Source organism: Kiritimatiellales bacterium, from assembly GCA_041656295.1.
In the GTDB taxonomy this organism is placed as follows: Bacteria; Verrucomicrobiota; Kiritimatiellia; order Kiritimatiellales; family Tichowtungiaceae; genus Tichowtungia.
In genome coordinates this window covers 156,449-172,862 of record JBBADV010000003.1, presented here as the reverse complement: position 1 = coordinate 172,862, position 16,414 = coordinate 156,449, and the positions used below count along the sequence as shown (strand labels likewise).

Genomic DNA, 16,414 nt, shown 5'->3' with positions numbered 1-16,414 from the left:
ACTCCTCCTTATTTTTCTACCGGCGTGATACACCATGAACTCAAACTGCGCCGGCGCGGGCCGTTTTCGCCGGAGATCAAATAAATGTTTCCGTTATATTTAATTGCCGGAGTTACAATCTGATTATCCTGCGCCGGTGTGATTTCGTTCCATGCATCGGCAATGGCACCATAAATCCACGCGCGCGGCGAAAATCCTGAATTTCCGCTACCGGCGGGCCGTGTCGCAGTCGCTTTGTCGATACCGGTGAGAATTAAAAGTTTTTCACCGTCGATCGCCGCGCCGGTGCCGGCATACACGGCCTGAGGAATATCTGCGCACCGGCGCCATTCACTGCCATCGGGATTAAATTCGTACACATCCTGCAGGATATCGCTGCCCGGAACTGCGGCATCAATCGCACCGCTTCGTCCACTGATCACATAAATTTTGTTGTTCTGTGCCAGTGTCAGATTCAGTGTACGCGCCGGTCCCGGCCACGCCGGCAGTTCCTGCCAGCAAAAATCTGCGTCGCCGGTGTTTAGTAATGATATGTCCAGCATCCAGAAATTGTACAACGCGCTATCCAGCCCTTTTCTGCTCTGTCCGCCGGCCAGATAAATTTTATTATCAATCACCGCCGCCGCGCCATACGCACAGGGCGCCGGCAGATCGGGCAGCGGGACTTGAATAAAGCGTCCGTTTTCTTCACGCAGCAAAAAGCATTCTTTAAATACGGTGGATTCATCTTCGCCACCCATGCAAACAATGCCGTACGGCGTTGTGACAGATGCACCGTACGCCACCGGCCGGTCCAAATGAAATTCACTGCGCCACCGTTTTCCGGTGACCGTACAAAGCGTGTGAATATCCGGATGCCACACTTTCGGCACTGTGAGTAAATCTTCACCGGGACTCACCGGAAAATTTGCGCCACCGGCAAACACTAACGTTTCACCTAACATGCCGGCGAACGGGCCGGCGACTCCCGGCGCAGGAAAGTCCGGCAGTTTTTGTAAATCCAGATACAGCTCCGCCGCACTGCTGATTCCCATACAACACATGAACACCACTCCCCTGATCATCCGCTTCATTTTATAATTTTATTCCGGGCGTCATTGGCATGCTCGAAATAATCCACCGGCAGTTTTTCTTCCGTCCACCGGCGCATGAGTTCCGCTTTTGACGCTTCAATCGCCGGTTCGGATTTGCCGATATTGTCTGCCGGCAGATATTCCCAGAAACATTGTCCGCCGTGGTTATGTGCATGGTTGACGGTAAAGCCAGCATCCCGCATTAACGGGCCGCCCCAACCGATGCAATGGTCACAATAATCGCCGGAAAAATCGATTCCGTTGCGCAAAAGAAATCCGCGCGACGGACAATCCGTCATTTCCAGCCAAAATCGATCGCCAACTGCACCGGCGCTGTAGCCACCGTCCGGCGCCTCTTCACTCAGCGTGTGCCCCCAGTATTCTTCCATTCCGGCAACGCCTTTTGAGAGAATTAAATCAGCGGCATGTTTCTGAGAATCGCACCGGATGGCTTCATCCCAGTATTGATACAGCAGTTCTTTCCCGCCCTGTTCCGCAATCCAGTGAAACGTCCAGTCGTAATGTCCGCAAAAATCGTAGCACCCGATCATTACCGCACCTCCGCAACATCGGACATGTTCTGCCGGAATTTTCCGGCCGCACCGTAGCGGTGAAAACAACTGCCGTTCCCGCCGGTGAGCTGCATCGACAACCCGGCAGATTCTGCGCGCGCTTTGCCGAGAATCGCGCAATGCCGGCAGTATTCCGGCACAATCTCACGATGTGATTTTTTCAGATGTGAAATCGCCGGACATTTTTTTACATGAATTTCCACCGCATCGCCGCTTTCGCACACATCAACGTCCGAACCCGGTTCGGCCGCAAAAAAATCGCGCCAATACTGCGCCACCGCCGGCAGTCCGCCGTTTTTCCATAATACATTTGCCGGCGCAAAATATTCTTTGCCCAGCGCCGTCAGCCATTCCGTAAATCCCGCATCGCCGAACCGGCGCAACATGAACCGGAACGTCGCATTAATCGCGAAATAAAAATCGGCGGCACCTTGCGGTTTTGTGTCTGTATACGGCAGCAGGCTCATCGTTATTTTTTTCCGGCCAGTAACGGCTCAATCAACTCTTCCCGCTGCGTCCCGTCGAACAGCAGATCAATTTCTGCCCGGACATCAGCAGCCAGCGGATATTCGAGGTACGATGCCGTGGTGGAAAAAATACCGAGCCGCACAAGAAAATACTTCAGCCCGGTCAGCCAGGCACTGATGGATGGGCCGCCGTACACGACGAACATAAAATCATTCATGCGTTTCTGAGTTGCCTGCGCACGATCCGGATTTCCGGCTTCTATATCCTCCAGAATCGACCAGGCCTGCAGCGCGTTAAAAATCGCGCCGCCGAGGAATCCGCCGTTCATGTCGCCAATCACCGCATCCGCCATTCCAAATTCATCACCGCACAGTACCGCCACATCCGGACGGTTTTGCTGCGCGGCGTGCCGTGCCGCTGCGCGTTCCGCATTACAGGAACTGTCTTTAATCATTCCCATATTTTTTAATGCGAACAGCTCCGGCAGCTGCTCAACCGTCAGCTGATACCGGTCACCGGCGCCGCGATCATAACAAACCACCGGCAATACACTTTTTTCAATCGTTTCGCGGTACACATTTAAAATGCGTTCCGGCGTCGGGTTCATCATAAAATACGGCGCGGCAATCACCGCATAATCTGCACCGGCGTCGGCCATGCGTTCAATGTGATGTAGCATCCGCTCCGCAGAATTATCCGTTATTTGCGCCGCGATTTTGAATCGGCCGGCCGTATGAGCCGATGCACGTGTCACTAACTGTTCAAGATCTTCCACCGGCATCCACGGCCCTTCGCCGCATGTTCCGCCTAACATTACGCCGTCGACATGCAATGCGGCATGATGATTCATCATCCGGTCTACCGCCGGCAGATCAAGTTGTAAATTTTCTGTAAACGGTGTCGGCGCTGCCGACCAAAGTTTAAATTTCATCGTCCTGTCCTTATTGTTTTTTTATTTCGCACATACATTAAATCAGCGATATGCCTCATTGTTCGTTTATACTTATAATAAGGAATAAATGTGATCGTCAACATTATTTCTAAAAAAATAGAAATTTTTATTGTATTGAGTTACTCTATTTTTATTGAAAATCTTTGAATTAAAAGATATATTTAAATGATGTATAAAAAAGTACCCATCAGCGAAACCGCAATTGAGCTTGCCAACCGGATTGAACAGAAAATCCGGATAAAAAAACCGGCGCCCGGAACACCGGTTAAAAAGACCAAAGCCATTGCCAAAGAATACGGTGTAAGCACGTCCTGCGCAAATCTGGCGATGCGTCTGCTGGTGCAGCGCCGGCTGATACAGCGCCGCCCGCGCGCCGGCACATTTATCGCCGATTTTCAGCGGCTCTCCGCCTCGCCGGCGGCAAAAATTAATTTTATGATGCCCGGCACAGGCACTGGAATTATGCCGGAATTGCTGACGGATATGATTCTCGGGGTGCAATCAGTTTTTCCGACAGCGGAAATTATTTTTACTTATTATGAGAACGATGCCGAAGGCGGCGGCGGCGGAAAAGAAATCAATGAGATTATAAAAGACAATGCCGGACAGGCGCTGGTGCTGGTGCGCGCACCGTTAAAACTGCAGCGGCTGGTCAGTGAATCCGGATTGCCAGCCATTGTCCTCGGGCACCCTTTTCCGACAGTCAAACTGCCGTGGATTGACGCTGATTCAATTCAGCAGGGAGCCTTGGCGGCGGAATGCGTTCTTAAGCAGCATGATGCTCCGGTTCTGCTGATGATACAAAACCGGATTGCGCCGGGAGATCAGTTATTCATGGACGGCTTTAAGAAAAAACTGCACGCCGCGCAACGGAATCTTTTCAGTGTTACCGAGCAGTTTGTTCCGCTGGATACCAAGGTAATTGAACATACAGTAAAAGAATATCTTTGCCAGCAAAAAGGCCGGTGCTGCATTATTGCATCCATGCATATTACGGATACGGTGCTGAAAAAAATAAAACAGTTAAAAGAGACAAAACGGGTTTATCCCATCAGTATCCGCGGTATTAATTGTAAATTAACCTCTGCAGATGACTGCACGGTAATCGACTGGAATATTTCGTTGTACGAATTCGGAGAAAAACTCGGGAAGCTGCTGTTGCGCCGAATTACGACAAACCGCACTGGCGATAAAACAGTATTGTCTCCACGCATCGTTTTTCCATCCAAATAAAGAACGATTAACCACGAAATACACGAAAAAATCAGTATTGATCCGTGTGAATTAGTGATTTTAAAATCTTCGTTCCTCTGCGTGAATAAATCCGATTGATGTAGGCCGCGTGACCTCACGCGGCGCGCCGGCTGAGTCAGCCGGCCTACAAAAAATCATCCGTTTATATCATCGGTCTTTTTTTCGTGTTATTCGTGTATTTCGTGGTTGAAATTTTTTCACCGCGGATAACACAGATATAAACGGATGTTTTTCAATCGTTCGTGAACATTAGAATAAACTAAGAAAAGCCATGGCCACGAAAAACACAAAAACTCACGAAAATTTTGCGTTCCTTGTGTTCTTTTGCGGTTACAACAAAAATTAAACCGCTTCTAATTTACGCGAATAAAATTATCGCCATTATCGTTAGTGCAAAAATGTTCCGAGCTGAATTTCCTGCACACGAACATCGCCGATGGTTTGTACGGATGTATTTCGCAGAATGGTCAATTTATTAAAATCTGAATTTTTCAACAGGAAATCACGCGGCACGGGTATAACCATGTAATGTGTCGGCGCCGGAGCCGCAAGCCGCGTTGCCATCTCAACAATATGAGGCGGTGTACCGTCTAACAGCACATCAGAATCATTCAATATAATTTTAAAACTAAGATCATCCGTATCTTGATCTGCCGCCAGCCGCACACCCAGCCGTAAAAACCACACTTCGTCCGCGCCCATCGTTTCCCTGCCAATAACAAACAACCGGAATTCATGAAAATCAGTTTCCGATTTAACCAGTTTCCCATCCGCCGAATTGATCCACAGCGATCCGTTGGACCGGAATTCCGCCGGCAGTTTTTTTGCATATTCTAAACGTCCTTCATATCCAACAGCATACACAGGAGTAACTGCCATGATTTTTTCATGGGATGAAACATTCACATTTTTTGTTAATATATCTGTTAATTGCTTCAGTCTGGTTCGCCCTGCCGCGCTCGCGACGCTGCCGGCAAAGTTGTAGAGTTCAATTCCTTCAACTCCCATATCGAAAAAGCCTAACGCAGCGCCGAGTAATTGAGCATTTTCAGCAATTTGTCCGACAGTATATGAATCCGGATTTATAAATGTCCGCGGGAATGTCCAGCCGTTCGGCTTCCGGGCGGGCAGTCCGGCATAAAATGCAACACCCGGATCCGCAGTGTGATTCGGCTGTCCGATCGCAATCCAGTTCCGGATATCCATATCGTGCGAAATTGACATGATCATTGAAGACACAATATAATCAATGCGCCGGTCACGAATTTGTTTTTCAACATCAAGCCCCTGTGAAAAAGCCAAGGACTGGTCCCACGGGACACGCAAGCCAAACCATAGTTTATTTGATGAACTCTGCATATCATTGATATACTCACGCACATCCTGAAGGAATTCTGTTACCAGCTCTGTTTTTTCCGCGCCTGTGCCCAATGGAAACAATGCTACCGACCGGGTGAATTCCAGTTCAAATCCGTCAATGGTATCGTGATATCGATCCAGCGCTTCGCAAATTATATTCAACCGGTGAGTGCGGACGTGCTCCAGGTCAAAATTCATCAGGGTATTAAAGCGTGGAGAATACCCGGGAACTGGAGAACTGCCGCTGTGCTTAATGGCGACAGACAGAGATGAATTCGAACCGAATTCATGTTCCATATAGAATTTTTCTGTTAATGGATGATTCGCTGGATCTGCGGTAAAATGTGTGTCTGCGATGCGCCAGGAAAGAAAAAACCGCATTCCATTTTTCCGGGCCTGTTCAGCCGCAATCCGGATTGGATCCATGTTGTGATCAAAAAAACTCTGCGCGGTTTGCGCTGTTCCGTGCAAAACAGCATACTTGGTCCAAGTCTCCGGCGACAGCGGCCAATCTGGATCATCTAATCGCCAGGCGCGTGAACTTCCCGTGCTTGAATTCCAGTTCAGTACGTCGGTGCCGATGCCCATTTTTAATGTTTTGAATCCGGCGGTGAAAATTTCTTCCATTTCGGAACGGACAATAACTTCAGCATCAGCAGCCGGTATCCCTGTTTTATTGGCTGAAACCGGAAACAGGCGATCTCCGTCGGAATGCAGTGTAATTCCGAAATCAGAAATCTTGAGCGGAAACGACCAGACATCTTCCTGCAGTTTTTGAAGAATAAACGTATAGCCTGCTTTCGTGTCAACTCCGGTGTTGATTTTTATGTAGCGGGCATTCACATCAAAACCGGTGAATGTGTGCACCAGCCGTCCATCCAGAAATTCCTCGGTCAAATACCAGCCGGTGATTGCGGTGTAATTGGTATTATCGGAACTGTACCAGAGCGAATAATCTGTCGCGGTTACACGCGATGTATTATCGCTGTCGCGCAGTTTGACCGATTTGACAGGTCGAACACCGCCGAAATCGAGTGCGATACTGCGCCGGGAATAATCCATCGCCGCACTGCCTGTTCCGCCCCATAGTAACACCGTACCAGATGCTGGATTAATATCATCGTTTAGAAAACCGGCGACCGGTGCAGGCGGCGACACCCCTGCAAAAAATGAAAGCCCCGCAACACCATGTAGCGTCAAGGATAGAATTATAAAAAAAACAGAAATTCCTGTCTGATAAAATTTCATTTTCATTATAGCCGGCAGGCAACTACGGTGCTGTTACAGTTTATTTTCCGCGCGCGATGTAAAGCTGTGCTTCGACCAGATCGAATGCTGTATTCTCTTTACTGGTTATTGCAAATAATAACGTATTATCTCCCTGTTGAAACGGAACAGTTTTATCAAGAGAAACATAGAGATATGATTTTGCACCGCGGCTGGCTCCGCTTACCGGCACGAGCACCGGTTTTGCCATGCCATCATAAACCGTTTCACCGTTAATAGAAATTTTCACTTTCGTATCCGGTGCTAACACCTTAGAAAATCCGAAGCGCAGTGTGCGGGTGACCGCCTCTTTCGTTTCCGGATCAGAAAGATTTTCTCCGATAACCATAACAACAGAGTGGCTTTCCTCTGAAGTTATCGGAAGCGGGAGCTGTTTGCGGTATTGATAATTATCTTCATGATCCATAAAATATCCGGCGGTAACCATATAGGCACGATCACAAATCAACTGCGGATCATTTGCATAATCCATAATTTCAATATCATCTGATCGCAACGGCATATCAAAATTATACAACTGAAATCCGGCGGCGCCGGCAGTACAGGCATTCATGATTACACCCGCCGCCTGTGCCGGAGTAACAATCCGTGCAAAATCTTTACCAATAATTTCCGACGGGATTTCACCGCTCATCGGCGCATTATATTGCGTCCGTTCATAAATAGTTGGAAATACGGAAACGCCATGCGATGAACAGAGATCAACGAATTCTTTAACCGGCATATCGTGGGCAATCGTCATTAACTGAGAAGGAATAACCACATCCACCAGTTTTTCTTTAGCCCAGGTTTCAATATCCAGTCCGGACCACCGGCAGTTTTTGAGCGCCGGCGGAATGCGAACAAACAGCGCATAATTTTTTCCGGTTTCTTCGCCTTTTTGATCAAGTTTCGTACGGATTTCACGAACCAGATCCGTCATTACCGGCATCCCCTCTTCCGCTTTTCCCGCCGGAAAAAATATCTGAACCCGATTAAAGTCGAGCTCCAATCCGTCCATTTTAGCGGCGTACCGGTTAATCACTTCGGTGATAATTCTCATCCGGTACGTGCGCACTTCTTCATGCAGAAAATTCAACAGCGCGCTGTAATCATATCCGGCAACCGGCGATGTTCCGATGGTTTTATCCTGATTTTCCATCCAGAATTTTCCAGTCAACGGATAATTCAGCGGATCCGATACAAAATGCGAATCATTCATCCGTACAGATGGAACAAAATATAATCCCATCTCTGTGACCGTTTCTGCCGCAACCATCAGCATATCTGCACCGGCTTCACCGATACCCCGCCCGGCTCTGATGCGCGGCCCCCAAACAGCATGATCTTCATACTTCGGAAGTTTGCGCCAGCCCCAGTAACTTCAGTATTCTGATGGATAATACAGAATATCTGATGCGGCGCCGATACTGTGCATCACAGTCTTCACCGGTGTCCCGGCAAGCTGTTTCAGCATATTCCGGATATATTCGGCCGCAATTTCCGGATCGGGATCTGTGATTGAAAAATCACCATCTTCATTAAAAAGCAGCCCCCAGCCATTCCGCGCTTTTTCAGAGCACGGGATATAAGGCTCCCCCGCAGAAGCCGTTACCTCCATTCCGGCAGATGCGCGGTCAGATGCAGCGTTACACCTCCAGCGAATCGATTCCCAGTCCACTGTGCCGCCGCTGGGCGCATTCATATCGCCGAAACGCAATGAATTTAACACCTGAGTGCTGGTTGGATACCAGGTTCTGTTTATCAATACAGGTTCCGTTCCTCCGTTAACGAAAATCTCAACTTCTGCTAACGCCGGATTTTTCATATTTTTAAACATCAGGCGAACCGTTGTCCATTTCGTCATATCATGCCGATAATATGTTCCGGCGCTGGTGCGAATGCCATCTTTAGTAAATCCGATAAAAGAACGGATTTCCGGATTGCCGTAACAAATCTGCTGCGCACCGGCAGCGGGAAGCCCTTTAATATTTTCTACTACACGCAGGGTTGCTTCAACCACAGCATCATCTGTTAAATCCCACCCTGTCGTTATGCTGAATATCTGGCGCGTTTCCGCCTCTCCGCCCCGATTACTTTTTGTGACGATCCGCAAATAATTTTCTTCAAGGCTGTATGATCCGGTATTATAGGCAGAAATCCACGCCGGTGAGGCAGACACCGGCAGCCCGTCATATTCGGCGCCGCCGGACCGTTTATCCGGATTGTAATAGTTTGTGCCCCAGTCAATCCCGTTTGTCGTTAACGGCAGCTTTGCGCCGGAGACGGCCATGCAAACAACCGTAACCCAAACTCCTGTTATCCATAATTTTCTTTTTGTTCCCATTTGTTTACTCCGTTCGATTGCTGAAATTCCGGCGCAAAACCCGGATGTTTCAAACATCCGGGTTTCCTGTTTTATCTGGATTTTAATTTGCGGGCAGCATACAGCATTCCGGACGAAAATAAAAACAGTGTAACGGTGCCCGGCTCAGGAACCGGAGCAATAGCGCCCGCCGTCCAGCGGACCGACTGCCACTCCATCACACCGTCCGTTGTGGTTGCGCTTGCATTAGGATCTCCAAACCGGAGAAAATTTATACTCGTTCCGGTCGTCCAGATTGAATTTGTAACCACTGCATCGGGATTATTATTAATATACACTTTAACTGTGGCGGTGGCTTGACTGTCCATTCCTTCAAAAACCAGTCGCACAGTGGTCCAGTCTGTAAAATCATGGACTCCCTTAGCTGTTCCTGTTATCTGGTTTGTGCCGATAAGCACGGTTCCGTAAAACGATCCGTTCCCATATACAATTGCACCGGCGCCATTGTTGGCTTGCGCGGTCATGCTGATTACACGGAACGTAGCTTCAACCGTCATATCCTGTGTTAAATCCCAACCGGAGACCGTTCTGAAAGAACGCTGCTGGCCGGATGTCGTTTCGATACGGATGGCATTGTTATTCGTCAAATAATGAGTGCCGGTTGCGTATTCTTGGATCCATACCGGATTCGCTGCAGTAGGCAAGCCGTCCGTATCCGCCCGGTAATAATTCGTCCAGGTAATGCCATTCAGTTCCCAGGGAACAACTCCGGCGAATGCCGAATATCCGTAAAAAACTATCGTTATCAGACCTGTCATCCATTTTCCTGCTGTATTTCTCATTGACCTCTCCTTTTGTTCCGCTGCTAATTGCAGCCCGGTTTGTTCCTGCTTTTTTGCTGTCCGCACCTCAGACAGTCATCTTCTAAAAATATAATTTCTAAAATTTCAGAAACTATTTCTATCGACTTTCAGAATTTTGTCAACGTTTATTTTTGGCAATGTGTAAATTGCGAAGTTAGGTAGATTATAAAAGCAAATGTCCGCATGAAGCTTTTTGAGTCATGCCACCATTCTCTGAGTAAACAGTTCTTCGGCGGTTTCCAAATTCTGTCTCTTGCGGGAATGGTGTTGACCATGTACTGACAATCCGCTCAACATCCCAACACCCAGACTTTTTCCAGGTTGCAACCTCAACCGGCCGGTAAAGAAGTTTTTCCGGCCTCCGCCAATCCTGCTATGAATACTGTTTGCTATTGACCGTATTGGAAAAATCCGAAACAGACCATCAGGGTGAAAAAGCAGCGACACAAACCGGCCGCAGCCCATCCGCTTGGCGCACCTGTTTAAAAACTCACCGGCGTCAGCGTCCGGCAGTATCAAAGTAATTGCCGGCTGCAGAAAGCCCACGCGCCAATACATCAAAAATTTATTCCGCCATCAGCTGGCTGATCATTGGTTCAACCTGCTCGGCCCAGATGCGGTAGCTGGATGCGTTCAGATGCAGCAGATCCGGCATCACACTGCGGCGCAAAACGCCATCAGCGTCGAGAAATGCCTGGTTGATATTGAGAAAAAATATATTTTTGTTATTGGCGATTGTCGAAACGATCTCGCTGGTTTGATCATTTTTGGCCCACTGATCATTATAGGTTGCATCGTTCGCTGTATCCGCACGTTGCGCCGCATCGCCACGCGGGAAAATTGCGAGAACCAGAGTTTTTGTCTTCGGCAGTTTGTGGCGGATGCGCGTTACAATCGCTTTAATTCCGTCGGCAATTTCTTCTGCCGAATCTCTACCGGAATTATTTGTGCCGATCATAATCATCACGGCTTTCGGATTGATTCCATCCAGCTCGCCGTGATCGATCCGCCACAACACCTGCTCGGTGCGATCACCGCCGAATCCAAGATTTACTGCATTGCGCGGCGCAAAATATTCATCCCACACCGGTTTGCCGGCATTTTCCCAACCCTGCGTAATTGAGTCACCGATAAAAACCAGATCAACATCCCGAGATTTTATCTCTGCCAGCTTTTCTTCATGACGCGGTATCCACCAGTCGCGATCCGCACGATCCGCCGGCTTCACGGCTGCATGCATTTTTTTTTCGACGAGCTGTACCACCATTCCACCAGATACGCCGTCAGATGCCGCATTGCACTTCCAGCGAATTGATTCCCAGTCCACTGTGCCGCCGCTGACCGCATTCATATCTCCAATGCGCAGCACATTCAATGCGGCTGAACTCGGATACCAGGTTTTGTTAATTAACACCGGCTCAGTTCCACCGTTAACATATACATTCACCGCGGCCAGCGCAGGGTTTTTTATATTTTCAAACACGAGCCGGACCGTCGTCCATTCCGTCATATCATGCTGATAATACGTTCCGCCGCTGGTGCGGATTCCATCCTTAGTAAATCCAATAAAGGAACGAATTTCCAGGTTTCCGTAACAAATCTGCTGCGCACCGGCTGCGGGAAGTCCATCAATATTCTCCACCACACGCAGAGTTGCTTCAACTACAGCATCATCTGTTAAATTCCACCCTGCTGTTATGCTGAATGTCTGGCGCGTTTCCGCCTCTTCGCTCCGGCTGCTTTTTGTGACGATCCGCAAATAATTGTCTTCCAGACTGTATGATCCGGTATTATAGCCCGAAACCCACGCCGGTGAAGCAGACATCGGCAGCCCGTCATATTCAACGCCGGAACGTTTATCCGGATTGTAATAATTTGTACCCCAATCGATCCCGTTCGTCGTTAACGGCAGCTTTGCGCCGGAAACGGCAATGCAAAAACCCGCAACCCAAACTCCGGTAAGCCATAATTTTCTCTTTGTTCCCATTTGTTCTCTCCGTTTGATGGATGAAATCCCGGCGCAAAAACCCGGATGTTTCTAACACCCGGGTTCTGTGTTTTATTTAGATTTTAATTTGCGAACAGCATACAGCATCCCGGATGAAAATAAAAACAGTGTAACTGTCCCCGGCTCGGGAATTGCCGCCCAGCGGACCGACTGCCACTCCATCACACCGTCCGTTGTGGTTGCGTTTCCATTAGGATCTCCAAACCGGAGAAAATTTATGGCCCCTGACTCTGTCCACTTTGAATTTGTAGCCACCGCGACAGGGTTGTTATCAATATACACTTTTACTGTGGCGGTAGCTATATCATCCATTCCTTCAAAAACCAATCGCACAGTGGTCCAGTCAGTAAAATCATGTACCCCTTTCGCTGCTCCCGTTATCAAGTCTGTACCGATAAGCACAGTTCCATAAAATGATCCGTTTCCATATACAATCGAACCGGCGCCATTGTTGGCTTGTTCGGTCTGGCTGATTACGCGGAATGTAGCTTCTACTATCATATCCTGTGTTAAATCCCACCCGGAAACCGTTCTGAAAGAACGCTGCTGGCCGGGCTCTGTTTCAATACGGACGGAATTATTCGTCAAATAATGAGTGCCGGTTGCATATTCTGAGATCCATACCGGATCCGCTTCAGTAGGCAAACCATCCGTATCCGCCCGGTAATAATTCGTCCAGGTTATACCATTCAGTTCCCAGGGAGTAACTCCGGCGAACACCGAATATCCGCAAAAAACTGCCATTATCAGACCTGTCATCCATTTTCCTATTGTACTTTTCATTGACCTCTCCTGTTGTTCCGCGGCTGATTTCAGCCCGGTTTGTTCCTGCTTTTTTGCTGTCCGCACCTCGGACAGTCATCCTCTGAAAATATAATTTCTAAAATTTTAGAAACTATTCTGTCGGCTTCCAAAATTTTGTCAACATTTATTTTGAGCCATCTGTAAATTGCAAAACTGCAATATCCCTCTTTTGCCGGTTACGCGCTGTTATACAGACCGGGGGATCGATTTGCTTTTCCCGCAGCATTGCTTTATTGTTAACCTCACACACCGCAAAGGGCCTTCATTGCGCATTTCTGCTTTGTTTAAAAGTAACAAGCTGTTTTACTCCGCCCGGGCAAAGAAAAGTTTAAAACACATTATAATTTCTAAAATTTTAGAAATATTTATTGAATTAATTTTATCGTCAGTTAAAACTCAGTTCTGTTAAAGGAGTATGTATGCAATTTCTCAATACGTTTTCGCTTAAAGGAAAAGTTGCGCTGGTGACCGGCGGCGCAGGATTATATGGCCGGCAGATTTTCGAAGCGCTGGCAGAAGCCGGTGCAAGTACATGTATTGCTTCGAGGAATCTGGAAAGCCTGCATTCTGTAGCATCCGGTTATGCCAACGTCACCTGTTTCGAACTGGATCTTACTGACGAGGAATCCATTCACAGTACAGTCGCGGCAGTACTATCCAGATTTAATAAAATCGATATCCTAGTGAACAATGCGGTCTCCCGGTCTGCATGTACAGCGTGGAATTTACCTATGGATGATTTTGATGCCAGCTTGCGGGTTAATGCATCCGCCCTGTTTTGTTTAACCAGACTGGTGGCAGAAAATATGAAACAGCAGCGGGCAGGATCCATCATCAACATTGGATCATATCTGGGGATGCGCGGCATAAATTATACAAATTATGCCGGAACCGATATGTATTCAGGTGAGACATGGCCATCCCCTGCTTATTTTTATGAAAAAGGCGGCTTGGTCAACTTCACCCGCTTTGCCGCCAGCGTGCTTGGGCCGTTCGGAATTCGTGTCAACTGCCTGAGTCCCGGCGGATTTCAAACAGAAGATCATTCGCAACGATTTGTTGAAAATTACAGTGCAAACACGTTTCTGGGACGACTGGCCGGAACAGATGATTTAAAAGGCCCTGTAGTTTTTCTGGCATCCGAGGCATCAAAATATATTACAGGGATTAATCTCGCAGTTGACGGCGGTTATACTGCTAAATAGGACGTTTTATGAACTATTCAAAACTCATGCTTGGCACTGTTCAATTCGGTATGAATTACGGCATCGCCAATATTCATGGCAAACCTTCGTTTGATACCGTTAAACAGATACTCAGAATTGCAGTTGATTCGGGCATCACCGCCTTTGACACTGCCGCGGCCTACGGCGACAGTGAAGATGTGCTGGGACGTGCATGCGCAGAACTCGGAATCAGCAATAAAATTCTCATTGTCAGCAAAATTCCGCCGCTGCCTGCCGATATCGATCCTGAAAAATTTATAAAAACTTCATTAGTAACCTCACTTAAGCGCCTTCGTCTGGAAATACTGCCGGCGGCATTATTGCATCGGGAAACTGATATTCATGCATTGCCGATATTGCAATCTATGATCGCACAGGGATTCATTCAAAATGCCGGCATTTCATTAGACAGTGTCATATACCGTGACCAAGCGTTAAACATTCCTCTCGTTCAGATTCCGTGTAATCCGGTTGATCATCGTTTTGATGCCTGGATCGAACAGCGTATTCATCATACATTCATCCGCAGTGTCTATCTGCAAGGCATGCTGTTAATGCCGGAAGATAAAATTATACCCGGACTCGCACCATATCGCCGGAAATTAGAGGTTTTTGGAATCCCGTTGAAAGAGCTGTGCATGCGTTATCTGCTTGGGTTTGGCGAGAGGATCAGCATTTTAACCGGCGTCGAAACCCCTGAGCAGTTAACGGAGAATATCCGGCTTGCTTCACTGGGTCCGTTGCCGCCCGAAATAATGCAGGCTGTAAAGACTGCTGTTCCGTTGCTTGATGAGACATTAATCCGTCCAAAGTTATGGTAAAATGGATTTTTATAGAGTCATCCGTAATACGATCAAGTGACGTTCTTGGCGCGGTCAGAACAGCATATTGATAAGCATGCTTATTCCATTCCATTAATTTGCCGGATAAATTCCAGCAGAATGCGATATCCGGCGTGTGTTTAGTCCCACAGTGTACTGGAACGGATCAAACTTAAACCGATCCGGATCAGAAGTCCAGATGTTGCAGATATATTCGTATGGCGTAAGACCATGTAATGTTTTGAGCCGTTTGGCAAAGTGATAGGCCATCAAAAAGGTCTGTATGTGTTCTTTCAGCTGATCATGGGTTCCATAGTGATACCGCTTCACCGTTGCCTTTTTCAACGTCCGGTTCATCCGCTCAACCTGTCCGTTGGTCCAGGGATGGTTGGGTTTGGTCAGCCGGTGATCTACATTGTTTCGGGGCAAGCCAGTTCAAAGGCATGTGCGCGAAAAAGACTTCCGGAATTTATCGCCTGCTTGATATCCGATGTTGCAGACCGTCGGTTACCCGGAGAGGTAAACCGGGTTCCGTTATCCGTTAATACGGTGTAGATAGTATAAGGAACGGCCCGGATGAGCTCTTGAAGAAAGTCGGCAGAAATTCGCCGCGTTGCCTTTTCGTGAAGCTGAACAACAGTAAATTTTGACGTACGGTCAATGGCAACAAACATATATAACCTGCCTTCTTCCGTGCGGACCTCGGCGATGTCGATATGGAAAAACCCGATCGGACAGGTTTTGAATTTCCGTTTGCTCCGAGAATCTTTGGTATCCGGCAGCCGGCGAATACCATGACGTTGGCAGCAACGATGCAGAGAGGAGCGTGTTAAATGAGGTATGGCGGTCTGCAGGCTGTAAAGACAATCATCGAGAGGAAGCAGCGTGTGTTGCCGAAAAGCGACGCAAGCGGCTTCTTCCTCCTTGCTCAGCACCGTTGACCGGGGTTGTCTGGGTCCCATCGGGGCATCCTGTACTGTTGTGCGCTGTCGCCGTTTCGCTACGGTTTTCGGGTTAATACCGTGCCGGCGCGCCAGAACATTCAGGCTCTCTTGACGATGTTGTATTGTTCGACGCACTGCCTCAGTCGTACGGGCGCATCCGTGTACTATCTGTCCCATAATTCAGCCCTCCGGAGCTGGTTATACATCACTCCAGCACACTGTGGGACCAAACACATAGGTGTCGTTTGTAATAATAATTTCATCGCCTGCCGCCGCTGCATCAATTGCCGCCTGAATTGTTTTTTTAGCAACTGTCCAGCTCTGGTCGTTTCCGGAGTCATTTGCACGGTTTGCGTCCACATAATATGTCGCCGCAGAGCACACACCATGAACGAAGATACTCAGATAAAGAATCCGGATTAATTTTAGGTTCAAGACAAGTTAACTGGGTTGACATAGCCCTTAAGATGTTGTCTTG

The 16,414-nt window shown here is 48.0% G+C and carries 14 protein-coding genes and 1 pseudogene; 3 read left to right on the top strand and 12 right to left on the bottom strand.

Annotated features, from left to right (window positions below; translation table 11 throughout):
* Window positions 1-8: 8 nt before the first annotated feature.
* Genes WC959_03050 through WC959_03035 form a run of 4 tightly spaced genes read right to left on the bottom strand, consistent with a single transcriptional unit; the run spans window position 9 to window position 3,044 of the window.
* On the bottom strand, window positions 9-1,073 hold the full coding sequence (locus tag WC959_03050) for a kelch repeat-containing protein (protein MFA5688113.1): 1,065 nt from the start codon (window positions 1,071-1,073) through the stop codon (window positions 9-11).
* The gene (locus tag WC959_03045) at window positions 1,070-1,624 is read right to left on the bottom strand and encodes a hypothetical protein (protein ID MFA5688112.1); all 555 of its coding nucleotides are present in this window, start codon (window positions 1,622-1,624) and stop codon (window positions 1,070-1,072) included. Before WC959_03045 ends, WC959_03050 begins: the two co-directional genes overlap by 4 nt.
* Window positions 1,624-2,112 carry a hypothetical protein gene (locus WC959_03040; GenBank protein MFA5688111.1) on the bottom strand — a complete coding sequence of 163 codons (489 nt, stop codon included), beginning with the start codon at window positions 2,110-2,112 and terminating at the stop codon, window positions 1,624-1,626. Before WC959_03040 ends, WC959_03045 begins: the two co-directional genes overlap by 1 nt.
* Before the next feature lie 2 nt (window positions 2,113-2,114).
* On the bottom strand, window positions 2,115-3,044 hold the full coding sequence (locus WC959_03035; GenBank protein MFA5688110.1) for a dihydrodipicolinate synthase family protein: 930 nt from the start codon (window positions 3,042-3,044) through the stop codon (window positions 2,115-2,117).
* A gap of 186 nt (window positions 3,045-3,230) precedes the next feature.
* Between WC959_03035 and WC959_03030 the strand changes: the two genes are divergently transcribed.
* Window positions 3,231-4,298, top strand: coding sequence for a GntR family transcriptional regulator (locus WC959_03030; protein ID MFA5688109.1), 1,068 nt, complete (start codon window positions 3,231-3,233; stop codon window positions 4,296-4,298).
* Between the two features lie 408 nt (window positions 4,299-4,706).
* On the opposite strand, the gene WC959_03025 is transcribed toward WC959_03030, so the two are convergent.
* The 6 genes from WC959_03025 to WC959_03000 form a co-directional block, all read right to left on the bottom strand.
* A complete protein-coding gene (locus WC959_03025; GenBank protein MFA5688108.1) occupies window positions 4,707-6,932 on the bottom strand; it encodes a discoidin domain-containing protein in 2,226 nt (741 codons plus the stop codon).
* Window positions 6,933-6,966: 34 nt separating this feature from the next.
* On the bottom strand, window positions 6,967-8,229 hold the full coding sequence (locus WC959_03020; protein ID MFA5688107.1) for a hypothetical protein: 1,263 nt from the start codon (window positions 8,227-8,229) through the stop codon (window positions 6,967-6,969).
* A 99-nt stretch (window positions 8,230-8,328) separates the two neighbouring features.
* Window positions 8,329-9,291 carry a hypothetical protein gene (locus WC959_03015; GenBank protein MFA5688106.1) on the bottom strand — a complete coding sequence of 321 codons (963 nt, stop codon included), beginning with the start codon at window positions 9,289-9,291 and terminating at the stop codon, window positions 8,329-8,331.
* 71 nt (window positions 9,292-9,362) lie between these two features.
* Window positions 9,363-10,112, bottom strand: a complete 750-nt coding sequence (locus WC959_03010) for a hypothetical protein (GenBank protein ID MFA5688105.1) — start codon at window positions 10,110-10,112, stop codon at window positions 9,363-9,365.
* Window positions 10,113-10,698: 586 nt separating this feature from the next.
* Window positions 10,699-12,120 carry a platelet-activating factor acetylhydrolase IB subunit gene (locus WC959_03005; GenBank protein MFA5688104.1) on the bottom strand — a complete coding sequence of 474 codons (1,422 nt, stop codon included), beginning with the start codon at window positions 12,118-12,120 and terminating at the stop codon, window positions 10,699-10,701.
* Window positions 12,121-12,192: 72 nt separating this feature from the next.
* On the bottom strand, window positions 12,193-12,924 hold the full coding sequence (locus WC959_03000) for a hypothetical protein (protein MFA5688103.1): 732 nt from the start codon (window positions 12,922-12,924) through the stop codon (window positions 12,193-12,195).
* A 440-nt stretch (window positions 12,925-13,364) separates the two neighbouring features.
* Here WC959_03000 and WC959_02995 point away from each other — a divergent pair, with 440 nt between their 5' ends.
* The gene (locus WC959_02995) at window positions 13,365-14,150 is read left to right on the top strand and encodes an SDR family oxidoreductase (GenBank protein ID MFA5688102.1); all 786 of its coding nucleotides are present in this window, start codon (window positions 13,365-13,367) and stop codon (window positions 14,148-14,150) included.
* Between the two features lie 8 nt (window positions 14,151-14,158).
* Window positions 14,159-14,992 carry an aldo/keto reductase gene (locus tag WC959_02990; GenBank protein ID MFA5688101.1) on the top strand — a complete coding sequence of 278 codons (834 nt, stop codon included), beginning with the start codon at window positions 14,159-14,161 and terminating at the stop codon, window positions 14,990-14,992.
* A gap of 93 nt (window positions 14,993-15,085) precedes the next feature.
* Here the strand turns inward: WC959_02990 and WC959_02985 are convergent.
* Window positions 15,086-16,113 (bottom strand): annotated as a pseudogene (locus tag WC959_02985) (IS481 family transposase).
* Window positions 16,114-16,134: 21 nt separating this feature from the next.
* The gene (locus WC959_02980) at window positions 16,135-16,371 is read right to left on the bottom strand and encodes a hypothetical protein (GenBank protein MFA5688100.1); all 237 of its coding nucleotides are present in this window, start codon (window positions 16,369-16,371) and stop codon (window positions 16,135-16,137) included.
* Between the last annotated feature and the right edge of the window lie 43 nt (window positions 16,372-16,414).